The organism is Pedobacter alluvionis (genome assembly GCF_003664035.1).
Classification (GTDB): domain Bacteria; phylum Bacteroidota; class Bacteroidia; order Sphingobacteriales; family Sphingobacteriaceae; genus Pedobacter; species Pedobacter alluvionis.
Genome location: NZ_RCCK01000012.1, coordinates 294,149 through 307,560, shown reverse-complemented (window position 1 = coordinate 307,560; position 13,412 = coordinate 294,149). Strand labels below are relative to the sequence as shown.

Here is a 13,412-nt window from a genome sequence, read left to right as displayed (position 1 = left end):
TCCCAGCAGTAGTATTTAGATTGATTTTAAGTTACATTCTTAAAATCACGTTAATCTCATTTTTCGTACTTTTGCGGCATGGAGAGAGAAATTCTGGATACAAAGCGTAAAGCACTAAAAATAAATCTTGACCCACGAATTTACGGCACTTTTGCCGAGATAGGAGCTGGACAGGAAGTTTCACGAAACTTTTTTAATGCTGGCGCAGCATCTGGAACAGTTGCCAAAACCATGTCGGCTTACGATATGACTTTTAGCGATGCCATTTACGGAGCAGAAACCAATGGCCGTTATGTAAGTCAGAACCGGCTTTTACAGATGCTTGATCATGAATTTGGCTTACTCAACGAGCGTTTATCAGGCGAGAAATACGAAAGCCGTACTTTTTTTGCCTTTGCTGATACTGTAACAACGCTAAATTACAAACGCACCAATGAACCACATGGTTGGGTTGGAATCCGTTTCCAAAATGAGCCGGGTGGTTTACCAAATGAAATATTCTTTCACGTCCGTTTGTTGGATACTGACGTAAATATGCAACAGCGTGTGCTCGGTATTATTGGTGTAAACTTACTTTACGCGGCTTTTTACTATTATCAGGATCCTAAAATGATGGTAGAATCGCTGGCTGATAACTTAACCATCGGATCGGTAGAAATCGATTTAATTTCAGTTAAAGGACCTGCTTTTCCAGGCGTAGATAATATCCTGCTTAATCTGTATATGATTATGAAAGATTTCTCGGCCGCTGCCATTTTCGACGCTGACGCACATCCTCGTCAGGCTAAAGATCTTTTGTATAAAAAGGATATCATGATTTTGAGGACCAAATATGGTCAGAAATCATTGCCTAACTTTAATTTATTCAATAAAGCTACTGATCAGTTTAAACGTACCAATAAAGTAGAAGAGGGGAACTTAGCGGTAATGATTGAGGTTTTGTTAACCAACGTTTTAACGGATGAACAAGAAACCCCTGATAATATTGACCTGGAAACAGTGGCTAAAAGAGCACAGGAAATGTGCGATACGGGTAACATCGTAATCGTATCTAACTTTACCCGCCAAAACCGTTTGGCGAAATATTTGGCAAGGTGCAAGCCTAAGAGTGTGGGATTGGCAACAAACATCAATAACTTAAAATTCGTGTTCAATTCTAAAAACTTCACCGGCGAAAACTACTCTGGCCAGTTATTGAGTTACGTAAACGATATGTTTAATACTAATGTGCGGTTATTTGCTTACCCTTTCCTGGATAAAAAGACCAATCAGGTAATTACTACAGCCAATATGCCAATAACACCTGAAGCTAAACCCTTGTTTGATTTTCTTTTGATAAACGGATATATTACTGATATTAAGGATTATAGTGAGGATGAAGTAAAAACAGTTTAGAGCTACATGCTGTCATTCTGAGGAACGAAGAATCTCTAAGCTATTTGTAAAAATTTAAGCTTTTCCACTGCTTGCTTTTAGACTTGTGGGTTATCAGGAAAATGTGTATTTATCGTTTACAGATTCTTCACTACGTTCAGAATGACAAGTTGCGCTAATTAAATTATTTAATCAACTTTTCAATTACCTGCTTATAACTATCGCTTACCGGCAATTCCTTATCATCAATAAACAAAGCATTTTTTCTAATTGATGTTATTTGATTAATATTTACAATAAATGATTTGTGGATCCTTTCTAAATAAGCTGGCAATTGTTCTTCTATACTTTTCATACTCATACGCACCACTGCGGCTTTTGGACTTGTAGAGGTATGGATCTGGATATAATCTTTGAGCCCTTCTATGTAGGTAATCTCATTAAAACTAATTTTCATTAAACTGTAGCCAACATTTACAAACATATAATCCTGTTTGGGTAAGTTGTTATGTTCTGCCGATTGTTTGAGTTCGTACAGGTCTTTAGCTTTATTGCAGGCTTTCATAAAACGATCGAGCGATACCGGTTTCATTAAATAATCCACCACATCAAGTGCAAAGCCGTCCAAAGCATACTGTTTATAGGCTGTAACAATAATTACCATTGGCTTTTTAACCAAGCTCTGGATAAACTGTAAGCCGGTAATACCCGGCATCTGGATATCGATAAAAATGAGATCTATCGATTGTTCCTGCATGATTTTATTGGCAGCAAAAGCATCATCACAACTGGCCACTAATTCTAAAAAAGGAATACGGCTGATGTTGTCAGCCAGTAATTGCAGGGCTAAAGGCTCATCATCAATGGCTAAACATTTTATCATACTGTTAATTTTAAAGTGAGGCAAACATTAAACCAGCCATTTTTTTTCTCAATTTCCAGCTGATGCTCTTTACCATAAAGTAAATTTAACCTTCTGCTTACATTTGCAAGGCCAATGCCCGATGCAGCATCTTTTACCTCAGTATCATCTTCGCTAAATTTATTCCGGACAGTAAACGTCAAAAGTTCGTTTTCTGTTTTTAAATCAACAAAAATCTGCGGTTTTTCGATCATGCCAACGCCATGTTTAAAAGCATTTTCAATAAACGGGATCAGTAACATAGGTTCAATTTCATCAAACTCTCTTTCTATATCAATGTTTGTTTCTATAACTATTTTTTTGCCGAAACGTTGTTTTTGCAGATCGATATAAGCCTTCAGGTATTCGGTTTCCGTTTTGATGGATACTTTTTCTTCATCGGTTTCATAAAGCATATATTGCATCAAACCGGATAATTTCATCACCGTTGGCTCCAATTCGTTACTTTTTAGTCTTACCAGCGCCACAATGTTGTTTAAAACATTAAAAATAAAGTGTGGGCTGATCTGCGAACGTAAAAATGAAAGTTCAGTTTTCATGTTCTCTTGTTCGCGCTGCAAAGCTCTTTTCTCTTCGTTAATCCGGTCAGAAATCATGGTAAAAGCCGCACTGGCTGCAATAGTCAACAAAAATGTTGGTGTATTAAACCAAAGTGTACGGCCAAGGTTGAAATCAAAATCAGGCAGTAAAATCCTGAATAATATAGAGTGAATGGTAATGGCCAAAAGTAAACAGCCAACAAACGATAAGCCATACCACAAATATTTCTTTCTATAAAAAAATGATGGAATTAAAACCTTATTATTTAAATAAAATATAGCAATCCAGTAAAAGTAACTGATGAAATTTAAGCGCAGGAACTGGTTTTCTTCATAACTGCTTAGCGGGTGAGGGGGACGGCTACGGTTAACATTAATTATATAAGGTAAAGTGATCAAAACCACCCATACCAGAATATGAAGGGTAATTTTTATCCACTTTTTGGAGAAATTAATTGTCATTATTTTTGCTTTGGCGCTTTGCATCGCTAAGTTATTATTTATTATGTTTTTACGCTTTGTCACGCTGAATTTATTTCAGGGATTATGTTAAAATGCTTTAAGATCCACGCTTGTGCGGGGATGGCGTTAGCATTAGTGCTTATCGCTATTCGTATCTTAATGCATCAATCGGATCTAAATTAGAGGCTTTTTTTGCTGGATAATAGCCGAAGAAAACACCAGTAATGGCACATACAACAAAGGAAATGATAATTGAAGATTCTGCGATTAAAATCGGCCAGTTTAAGAAATAGGAGATGAGGTATGCTGAACTTACACCCAAAATTACCCCGATAATTCCACCGGTAATACTAATTAATATAGCCTCAATTAAAAATTGCATCAAAACATCTTGTCCACGAGCCCCGATAGACATGCGCAGACCGATTTCGCGGGTACGTTCGGTAACCGAAACATACATAATATTCATAATCCCAATACCACCGATAAACAGTGAAATACCTGCAATAGCGGTTAAAAGTACGGTAAGCATGCTGCTGGTTGAACTGATGGTGCTAATTAACTCGGCCTGTGTACGGACTTGGAAATCGTCGGTTTCTGCCACAGTTAACCTGTGGCTTTCTCTTATAGCATCCGAAATTTCGGTTGTAGCAGCTGCGCTCGAAGCTTCGGTAGTGGCAGAAGCATAAATACTCTGTAGGTAATTGGTTGCCGTAATTCTCTTTTGTACAGTAGTAAAAGGGGCAAGGATAATATCATCCTGATCCTGGCCAAAATTACTCTGTCCTTTAGGTTCTAAAATACCAATTACCTGAAAAGGAATATTTTTAAACCTGATGATCTGCCCGATTGGGTTGCTTCCGTCAGGAAATAGGTTATCGATTACGGTTTTACCCAACAAGCAAACCTTGGCAAAGCTTTTCACATCATTTTCAGAAAAAAGAATACCATCCTGAAGTTTTAATTGGCGGATGTTCAGATAATCCGGACTCACCCCTGTAATGGTGGTTGGCCAGTTATAACCACCTTTAATGGCCTGTCCGCTGGCAGAAACCACAGGCGATAAACCATTTATATTTTTAGATTGTAATTTTTGAATCGCTATAATATCTTCCAGTTTTAAAGTCTGGATGCTGCTTCCCTGCAAACGTACACCGCCAGGTTCATTGCTTTGGGGCATGATGGTAATCATGTTCGAACCCATTCCTGATAATGAAGACCTGATACTTTGTTTCGAACCTTCACCAATGGCCATCATGGCAATTACTGCGGCCACACCTATAATGATGCCAAGCATAGTTAAAAAAGCACGTAGCTTATTTCTTTTTAATGCCCTAAAGGCAATCTTTAATAAATTTATAATGCTCATGATCTTTTCAAATTAGTAATCATCCGATTCTGGTAAATTAGCAAGTGCCTCTTTGGCCGAACGTTGATTTTGGTTAATGCTGTCCTTTTGGATTTTTCCGTCGCGAAGCATAATGGTCCTGGTACTAAAAGCAGCGATATCAGGCTCATGCGTTACAAAAACAATGGTTTTTCCTTCTGCATTCAGTTCCTGCATCAAAGCCATAATCTCATAAGAGGTTCGGGTATCCAGGTTTCCCGTAGCCTCATCGGCCAAAATCATCACCGGGTGATTAACCAAAGCCCTGGCAATGGCTACACGCTGCTGCTGACCACCAGAAAGCTGACTTGGGGTATGATCAAAACGCTCTGCAAGTTTTACCGATTCGAGTGATTTAATGGCTCTTTCTCTTCGTTCTTCCGCTGTAATGGTTTTGTTGTAAAATAAGGGCAATTCAACATTCTCCAGTGCCGATGTTCTTGGTAACAGGTTATAAGCCTGGAAAACAAAGCCGATCTTGGTATTACGCAAACCAGCCAGTTCGTCACGGTTTAAGCTTTTCACATCAACACCATCAAGCAGATAACTGCCTTCAGTAGGCTTGTCTAAACAACCCAGAATGTTTAAAAGTGTCGTTTTACCCGAGCCACTACTGCCCATAATGGTTACAAATTCACCCGCCTTGATATCAAAAGTGATTCCTTTTAAAGCCCTAACGGTTTGATCGCCCATTACAAACTCACGTTTTAAATCGTGTATATCTAATATCTTCTGTTCCATTATTTCCTTCTGTTACCGCCTGGGCGTTTTGGCATAAAAGGACTAGATTGACCTTGTGCTGCCGCCTGACTTTTACCCGTGCGCTGTGAACCTGTAATCACTACATCTGCTGCTGCTAATCCTGATAAAACTTCAACATGTGTATTGTCGTTTATACCGGTTTTAATTTTCTTCTGCACCAATTCTTTCGGACTTTTTTGTACCCAAACATAAGCCTCGTCTGCTCCGGCAGGTTTCCTTTCTGGATTAACCCAGGTCATTTGATATTTACCCGCTAAAGTTGAATCAGGAGCAAACTTTATAGCTTTGGTAGGAATAAGCAGCGCATTATTCACCTCTTTAGTGAAGATGGTGATATTTGCTGTCATACCGGGTTTTAACTTATTCGCATCATTTGAAGTATTGATGATGGTTTTATAAGTAACCACATTAGAGGAAATGGACGGACTTAACCTGATTTCTTGTATTATTCCCTTAAAGGTATCGTTTAAAAAGGCATCAACAGTAAATGTTGCTCTTTCTCCCTTTGAGATGTCGCCTACATCAGCTTCATCTACAGAGGCTTCTACCTGCATTTTAGTCAGATCTTTAGCAATACTGAAAATGGTTGGTGTGCTGAAGCTGGCTGCTACGGTTGTTCCCTCACTAACACTTCTTGAAAGCACCGTTCCATCAATGGGAGAATAAATGCTGGCCAGTGACAGATTCTTTTGAGCAGAAGCAAGTTGAGCCTTAATGCTATTAACCGATGCTTTTGAAGCATTATAGGTATATAGTGCATTATCATAATCGGCTTTGCTCACCGCACCTACCTTATACAGGTTGCTTTGCCGGCTGAAATTACCCTGCTGGTAAACCAATGCACTTTGAGCACTTACCAGATTAGCCTGATATTGATTTACAGTAGCTTCGAACAGGGTTTTATCCAATTCGGCCAATAACTGTCCTTTTTTAACCTTCGAGTTAAAGTCTGCATAAAGTGTTTTAATGGTTCCCGAAACCTGGGTACCTACAGCTACCGTGTCTACCGGTTGCACTTTTCCTGTGGCTGTAACATTTTCTGAAATATAACCCATTTTAGGTTTTTCGGTTTCGAGAACAACCACCTGTTCTTTTTTGCGCAGCGCGAAGTACCAAACAGCAAATAATGCAACTGCGATACCGATGATAATAAATATTGTTTTCTTTTTCATGATTCAAATATTAAGTAGACTAGGCGGTTGCCATCATCATGTATTTTAGTTAGTAATAGGAACTCCTGTATAAAAGTTATAGATTTTGGTATAAAGGCTTGCTGTATATTTTGCCTGAACAAAGGCCTGTAATGCCTGCACATATAAATTTTTCTGTTGCAGGTTTTCTACAATGTTATTGGTACCTTCTTTTAAAGCTGCGTTAGAAATCCTTAACGCCTCGCTTGTATATTTAAACTGCTCTTGCGCAGCGGCATATTGGCTGTTTGCATTTTGTACGTTAATGTAAGCGCGTTCTACATTTTGAGTCAACGTTGTTTTGGCATCTAAAAGCGATAAACGGGCCTGCTCAATGCCGATATTTGCTTTCGCCACATTTGTTTTGGTTACTTTTCTATCAAAAATCGGAATGGAAAGTGTTAAACCTAAGTTTTGATAAAAACTATTATTTAACTGGTATCCATAACCACCGATATTATTATTGTTATAGCCTGTATTTAGCGATCCTCCTAAACTCAGCGTTGGGCGTAAGGTTGATTTTGCTTTGGCCAGTTCGGTGCTTTGAAGCTGGATATTCAATTCTCCGCTTTTAATTTCTGGACGGGTACGCAAGGCTTGATCTTGTGCCGAGGCTAAATTATCCAATGCTGGAGCAACGGCAACGGTATCGGTTGTACTTACTTCGAAAGGTGTATTTGTAGGAATTTGCAACAGTTGCTTTAAGGTTAAAATATTTTGCTGTAAAGTATTTTTTGCAGTAACCAACGTATATTTATCGTTGGCATAAGTGGCCTGCAACTGCAATAAATCTTTTTTGGCTATGGTTCCAAATTTAAATTGCTGTTCTGATTGTTTAACCTGGGCCTCGCTGGTGGTCAACAGATCTTTTAAATAAGTGATATTTTCTCTGGCCAATAAAATATTCAGATAGGCCTGGGTGATGGAGATGGTAATATCGTTTTTAGCTGCTTCTACCGATAAATTTGCGGTTTGCAGGCTGAGTTCTTTGGCCTTAATGTCGTTTTTTAAATAACTTCCATTGTAAAGCGTCATATCTGAACTTAAGCCAAAACCACTTGTATTTTGCAAACCGGATTTATAATTGGTAATGGCTTGTGAAACATTTCCCGATAAATTTGGGAGTACAGCGGCTTTTGAAGCAATTAAATTTTGCTCAGCAGTTTGCGAACTCAGCTTTAAGGTATTGATGTTGATGTTTTTTTCTTTGGCATACTCGATAGCCGTTTTCAGATCCCAAACCTGTGGGATATCCTGAGCTCTGGTTTTGTAGCCCGCACCAAGCAAAATGAGTGCGACAATATATTTAATGTATCTGCTCATGGCGAATAAATTTTGTGTCTATGAACTATTAAACACAAAAATATATCCGGTTAAGGCCGCATTTTAACAATTGAGACCAATGCAGAAAATGCTGCGACGAAAGGTTAAAACTTTGAGATTAGTCAGTTTTGAGTTTTAACAGAAAGAGTAGGCTTGTATGTTATTTTGACCATGATAAAGCTCGTCATTTAGATCGGATCCGATGCTATCGGGTGCAACGCAGCCGAGAACCACGTAAGTGCTCAGCGAAGCTAAATCTATCGAGGTAGATCTCTCCATTCCACTACGTTTCAGGCGAGATGACGAAAATACGAATGGTAAAATAAGTTAAACCGTTCGTAATACCGACCCGGTTTCATTCACTATAAAAGTATGTCGTACACCACATTTCAATGCAAAATTATTACGTTGGTGACCAACCGGAAAATCGAATGCGATAGGGTAGGTATACTCTTTGACCTTTTCCAGCACAATATCATAAATGGTTTTGCCAAATTCTTCGCCCGCATCATCAGGTTTGATTTTAAAACCACCAACAATTAATCCCTTTAGGTTTTTCAGTTTGCCGCTTCGTTTTAGGTTCCACAACATTCTATCAATGCTGTAGAGGTATTCCCCAGTATCTTCGATGAAAAGGATTTTACCTTTTGTATCTAAATCAGAATCGCTATCCGCAAGTGTTTCGATGATACTCAGGTTTCCGCCTACTAAAATGCCATCAACTTTTCCTTGCCGGTTATTCATGTTAGAAGGAGCGGTGTAACCCATTTGCTCACCACTTAAAGCATTTTTTATGGATAAAATCGTTTCAATCTGTATGGGTTCAGCTTTACTCCAATCATCAGGAAAACTATTGCACATTTTGGAGTGGATAGAGGCAATGCCGTAATTTTTTGCCAAATGGCAATGTAAAACAGTGATATCACTAAAGCCAATAATCCATTTTGGCTTTCTTTTGAATAAAGAGAAATCGAGTTTATCGATTATCCGTACAAAACCATAACCACCACGGGCACACATAATGGCATTTATATTTGGATCATCGAGCATTTGCTGAAAATCCGCTAGCCTTTCATCATCGGTACCGCCATAAGTAAAATCGCGTTTGCCAATGGTATCGCCAATTTTTATGGTAAAACCCCAACTTTGCATTTGTAAAACAGAAGGCTGAATCTGTTCCAGGGTAATGTATCCCGCCGGACTTGTTATTCCAATAGTATCGCCAGGTTTCAAGTATGGTGGGATTTTAAAAGATGAACTTTCATTTTCTACTGTACTCGCCAAGGTTTTAAAAGCAGGAAATACAGTTGCAGCTGCTATAAATGAAGAAAGGAAATGTTTTCTGTTCATCTAAAATAGGATAGTGGAATTGATATGGCCAAATATATGATTTAAAATTCTTGCATAAAGAAAAGGGATTTATATCCATAAATCCCTTTTTTAAACCAAACAAATTAATCTGTAAAAGATTAGTATAATGTGAATTATATAAATAACCACGAATGAAATAAAATGTTTTGAGATTTTGAAAAAAGATTAAAGCACTAATATTTATTTGTTCATGAAAGAACTTTCTGTGAGATCATTTACTTTTCTGAATCACTGTATTTGCTAAATAGCCCTGATGGAAACGGAAATACTTTTTGGCTACACAATATTGTATTTGTGAATACATTTCCAAAAAGATTGCAGTGAACAGCAGGACCAAGCCCTGACCATAGGCACTGAAACTGCGCTTCTAAATAATCAAAAAGTTAGGATATTTGGTGGAGATCCTTCGCAGTGCTCAGGATCATGGCATTTACATAAAAGGTAAAGGCTACCCATCGCGGATAGCCTTTGCTAACAACAAAACAAATATAAGATAACCAAATCTTGCCTGATTGAGCAGAATCAGGATAAAGTGTTATGAGATACACTTTGCGGCCTAGTAATGGATTCGAACCATTATAAAGAGTTTATGAAACTCTAACCTTCCAATCGGTCAACTGGCCTTATTTTTATAACTGCTTTAGTGCTAAATAATCTTTCAGCTCTAAAATTTGTTCTTTATTTAAACTATCTTCATCCGTTACAATTATCGGTTCTTCAGTTTCTGTTTGCAACGGATAAATGAGTTTCGGATATTCAGCTATGGCTGGGTACTGAAAATAAATCGACATGATTTTATTGTTTAATTGTTCAACATATTTTTTGTTAATGATTAATGATGAGCAAATATAAAAATAAGTATATAAAATCTATAGATTTAGTAGTTTTTATGTTAAAAAAACATTCCAACTAACTCATTTTCAGCATAATAATTTTTATTTCAGTTCAATTTTATTGAAATATTGAGCTGAAGTTGATAACCCTATCAGGAATAGTTCAATTTTTCCTTCTGATCTATTTTCAAGCCTTTAAATTCAATTTCAGAAAAGCTAATTATTTTAAGGATATTTGCAGTTCAAACATTAAAATAGTAATTGTGTCTTTAGATAAATTAAAACTTAGCAAACCACTTGTAGCGGCCATGACTGATGCAGGATTTTTAACTCCAAAAGAAATCCAGTCCAGAACAATGTCGCGTATTTTAGGTGGACAAGATGTTATAGCGGTGGGACCAGAGGGTTCGGGAAAAACAACAACTTATGTTTTAGCTACTTTAATGAAGTTGAAGTACGCTTTTGAGGAAGCACCAAGGGCTTTAATTTTAGTACCAGATGCAGAACATGTAGATCATGTTTTGGAACAATTTAAATTATTAAACCGTAATAGTACATTTAGAATTTTGGGAATTGATAGCCGCGGTGCTGTTGATACCCAAATGAATGAAATAACAGATGGCTGCGATATTATTGTAGCGGTACCAGACCGCGCCCGTGCCTTGTACCTTAAATTGGCATTAAACACGAATAAAATCCAGTTGTTTATAGTAGATAATGCAGAGCTTATCGTTAAAAAAGGCCTGCAATTACCAGTTGTAGAATTAGCAAACAGTGCTTATAAATCTCAGCATGTGGTGTTTACCGAGGTAATGCACGAAAAATTGAACCACATGATTTCGCCTTTCATGAAAGATTCTACCACAACCATTGAGGTTGATGAAATAGGCGAAAAGCAAGCAGAAGTTTATCAGCAGATGCTTTATCTGGTACCGAATTTCAGAACAAAGCTAAACCTGTTAACCTTATTATTGGGCGATACTGAAATTTTTGATAAAGTTGTGGTTTTTGTAAATACACGTTTAACCGCACAAACAGTTTATAAAAACTTTAATCAGCATAAAGAAGGTGAGATTAGTATCTATCGCTCGCTGTTTTTTGATGATAAAGGTTATGATGATATTGAAGACTTTAAAGATAATTCTGAAGCCAGAGTTTTAATCGTAGCCAACGAGAATTTAGGCGAACTTAATATTGAAGGAATTCCTTTTATCGTGCACTTTGAATTGCCAGAGCAGAAGGAAACTCTAACTCAGCGCATAGTTAAACATGGCGATGAAGATGTAGTGGCCATTACTTTTTCTACCGATATTGAATTGATTGAGGTAAAAAAAATTGAGCAGGCTATAGGCCAGAAACTGGAGGTAATGGAATTACCTGAAGATTTGAAAGTGGTTGATGCTGCTGATAAACCGAAGAAAAAGAAGGGTGCCGAAGAAGATGAATCTTCTGAGCGCGGCGCTGCATTTCATGAAAAGAAAGCCAGCAACCTAAAAAACTACAATTATAGCGCAGGCACTAAAGCCAAAATGACTTATAAGAATAAAAAGGGATTGTCTTAACAACTGGGCGTCACCCTGATCCGATAGCTATCGGATTTATTTCAGGGTCTATTCCGCCAATAAAGTTCCTGAAACAAGTTCAGTATGACGATTTCTACTATATAAAAAAAGCTCCTCAGATATTAATCTGAGGAGCTTTTTCATTAACTGTTGTTTACGATTAGTATAAAGTAAACTCTACACGACGGTTTTGTTGACGGCCAGCTGCAGTTTTGTTTGTTGCAATTGGTTGGTCAGGTCCGTAACCTGTAGCTTCAATTCTTGATGCATTTGCACCTTGAGATACTAAGTAAGCTTTTACTGATTCAGCTCTGTCTTTAGATAAACGTAAGTTTAACTCTCTGCCACCAGTATTATCAGTATGACCAGCTAATTTTAAGCTGAAGTTTTTGTCTACCAATAAACCAGCAACACGGTTTAAAGTAGTGTAAGATTTAGAACGGATAGTTGATTTACCCAAATCGAATTCTAAGTTAGAAATCGCATCTTTAACCACTTTACGATCTTCTTCAGTAATTACTCTGGTTTCTTTAATTACTTCACGTTTAACTTTGATTGGGCAACCAGAACCATCAACAACTGTACCTGATGCAGTACCTGGACATTTGTCGAATTTGTTTGCTACACCGTCATTATCGTCATCACCAAGATCCTTGGCATATTGCTCTCTATCGCGTTGTGCATTTTGCTCAGCGGTTGATAATGCTCTTCTTAATTCAGCACTTTCTTCAGCACTTTGCTGACGTAAGTTAGCCAATGAGCTATAGTTTTGTAACTGAGGTTTTTCTTTACTGCCTAAAGCAAATTCTAAACCTGCGTGTGCATAAGCAAATCTGTCGTTAGTACCACTGTTAACTCCATCAAACTTAGCAGATTTAACAAAATTTACATCGTAACCTAAATCTACATTGATACCTTTGGCAACACCCAATTTAAAACCGGCACCTACTGGTACAAACCAGCCTTCTCTGTAATAACCTGCATCTTGTGTGTTAGCTGGCATAGTTGTAGCACCAGATGACATGTAACCAGCACCGGCTTTTAAGTAAGGGATTATTACCGCATTTTCGTTATTGATGTTAATGTTGGCAACGTTCCAAACTGCTGATAAAGCTCCAGACCATTGGATGTTAGTTTTGTAACCTGTGTTTGCGGCATAAGTAGTATTTCCTGCAGCATCAACACCATTTGCAATTCTTAATTCTTCAACTTTACCTGCAAGGAAATCTGCTTGGATGCCTAATTGAGGTAAAATTTGTTTTTTAATGTAACCACCATAACCGATGTGTTCTACTGGAGTTTGAAATTGGTGATTAGAGTTGCCAAAAATAGTTCTTGGGGTTAGCAAACCTCCATGTACACCTATTGACCAGGTACGGAACTCTTTAGGAGAGAAACGTCCAGTTGTGCTTGTAGTTGTTGGTGTATCCTGGGCAAACAATTGTGATGATAAACCCAATAATGCAACCAACATTGTTGATTTTGTAATTCTCGTATTCATGTTATTCTATTTTTAATATTAGTGTCTTAACAGTTTTTTTATCGTACTGTTTTGCATGGTCTAAGAAAAAATCTTGCCAAACACCATATATTTTATACAAATATCATGTTATCAGAAGATTACGGGTGTAAATTAATTTCACAAAAATGTTACTATGTAACTGAAATTATGTTAGTTTTTGTATAG

Annotated in this window: 11 protein-coding genes; 2 read left to right on the top strand and 9 right to left on the bottom strand. The window is 37.5% G+C overall.

Annotated features, from left to right (window positions below; all coding sequences use genetic code 11):
* The first annotated feature begins 78 nt into the window (after positions 1-78).
* The gene (locus tag BCL90_RS15290; protein WP_121284870.1) at positions 79-1,395 is read left to right on the top strand and encodes a nicotinamide mononucleotide adenylyltransferase; all 1,317 of its coding nucleotides are present in this window, start codon (positions 79-81) and stop codon (positions 1,393-1,395) included.
* A gap of 163 nt (positions 1,396-1,558) precedes the next feature.
* On the opposite strand, the gene BCL90_RS15285 is transcribed toward BCL90_RS15290, so the two are convergent.
* The 8 genes from BCL90_RS15285 to BCL90_RS25740 all read right to left on the bottom strand — a co-directional run bounded on the left by BCL90_RS15285 (position 1,559) and on the right by BCL90_RS25740 (position 10,121).
* Positions 1,559-2,257: a LytR/AlgR family response regulator transcription factor gene (locus BCL90_RS15285; protein WP_121284869.1), complete on the bottom strand. Its 699-nt coding sequence runs from the start codon at positions 2,255-2,257 to the stop codon at positions 1,559-1,561.
* On the bottom strand, positions 2,254-3,297 hold the full coding sequence (locus tag BCL90_RS15280) for a sensor histidine kinase (RefSeq protein ID WP_166792214.1): 1,044 nt from the start codon (positions 3,295-3,297) through the stop codon (positions 2,254-2,256). Before BCL90_RS15280 ends, BCL90_RS15285 begins: the two co-directional genes overlap by 4 nt.
* Before the next feature lie 145 nt (positions 3,298-3,442).
* Positions 3,443-4,666, bottom strand: coding sequence for an ABC transporter permease (locus BCL90_RS15275; protein ID WP_121284867.1), 1,224 nt, complete (start codon positions 4,664-4,666; stop codon positions 3,443-3,445).
* Between the two features lie 12 nt (positions 4,667-4,678).
* Positions 4,679-5,425: an ABC transporter ATP-binding protein gene (locus BCL90_RS15270; RefSeq protein WP_121284866.1), complete on the bottom strand. Its 747-nt coding sequence runs from the start codon at positions 5,423-5,425 to the stop codon at positions 4,679-4,681.
* Positions 5,425-6,618: an efflux RND transporter periplasmic adaptor subunit gene (locus BCL90_RS15265; protein WP_166792213.1), complete on the bottom strand. Its 1,194-nt coding sequence runs from the start codon at positions 6,616-6,618 to the stop codon at positions 5,425-5,427. The genes BCL90_RS15270 and BCL90_RS15265 overlap by 1 nt, the downstream gene beginning before the upstream one ends.
* 45 nt (positions 6,619-6,663) lie before the next feature.
* Positions 6,664-7,959 (bottom strand): TolC family protein, encoded by a 1,296-nt coding sequence (locus BCL90_RS15260; protein WP_121284864.1) that lies wholly within the window; start codon positions 7,957-7,959, stop codon positions 6,664-6,666.
* 327 nt (positions 7,960-8,286) lie between these two features.
* On the bottom strand, positions 8,287-9,309 hold the full coding sequence (locus BCL90_RS15255) for a S66 peptidase family protein (RefSeq protein WP_121284863.1): 1,023 nt from the start codon (positions 9,307-9,309) through the stop codon (positions 8,287-8,289).
* A 650-nt stretch (positions 9,310-9,959) separates the two neighbouring features.
* On the bottom strand, positions 9,960-10,121 hold the full coding sequence (locus tag BCL90_RS25740) for a hypothetical protein (RefSeq protein WP_166792212.1): 162 nt from the start codon (positions 10,119-10,121) through the stop codon (positions 9,960-9,962).
* A gap of 305 nt (positions 10,122-10,426) precedes the next feature.
* On the opposite strand from BCL90_RS25740, the gene BCL90_RS15250 reads away from it, so the two are divergent.
* On the top strand, positions 10,427-11,725 hold the full coding sequence (locus BCL90_RS15250; protein WP_121285159.1) for a DEAD/DEAH box helicase: 1,299 nt from the start codon (positions 10,427-10,429) through the stop codon (positions 11,723-11,725).
* 160 nt (positions 11,726-11,885) lie between these two features.
* Here the strand turns inward: BCL90_RS15250 and BCL90_RS15245 are convergent, their stop codons facing one another.
* Positions 11,886-13,226, bottom strand: coding sequence for an OmpA family protein (locus BCL90_RS15245; RefSeq protein ID WP_121284862.1), 1,341 nt, complete (start codon positions 13,224-13,226; stop codon positions 11,886-11,888).
* Between the last annotated feature and the right edge of the window lie 186 nt (positions 13,227-13,412).

Coding starts and splice junctions, on each gene's coding strand:
- BCL90_RS15290 (WP_121284870.1), top strand. CDS start 79: ATGGAGAGAGAAATTCTGGATACAAAGCGTAAAGCACTAAAAATAAAT.
- BCL90_RS15285 (WP_121284869.1), bottom strand. CDS start 2,257: ATGATAAAATGTTTAGCCATTGATGATGAGCCTTTAGCCCTGCAATTA.
- BCL90_RS15280 (WP_166792214.1), bottom strand. CDS start 3,297: ATGACAATTAATTTCTCCAAAAAGTGGATAAAAATTACCCTTCATATT.
- BCL90_RS15275 (WP_121284867.1), bottom strand. CDS start 4,666: ATGAGCATTATAAATTTATTAAAGATTGCCTTTAGGGCATTAAAAAGA.
- BCL90_RS15270 (WP_121284866.1), bottom strand. CDS start 5,425: ATGGAACAGAAGATATTAGATATACACGATTTAAAACGTGAGTTTGTA.
- BCL90_RS15265 (WP_166792213.1), bottom strand. CDS start 6,618: ATGAAAAAGAAAACAATATTTATTATCATCGGTATCGCAGTTGCATTA.
- BCL90_RS15260 (WP_121284864.1), bottom strand. CDS start 7,959: ATGAGCAGATACATTAAATATATTGTCGCACTCATTTTGCTTGGTGCG.
- BCL90_RS15255 (WP_121284863.1), bottom strand. CDS start 9,309: ATGAACAGAAAACATTTCCTTTCTTCATTTATAGCAGCTGCAACTGTA.
- BCL90_RS25740 (WP_166792212.1), bottom strand. CDS start 10,121: ATGTCGATTTATTTTCAGTACCCAGCCATAGCTGAATATCCGAAACTC.
- BCL90_RS15245 (WP_121284862.1), bottom strand. CDS start 13,226: ATGAATACGAGAATTACAAAATCAACAATGTTGGTTGCATTATTGGGT.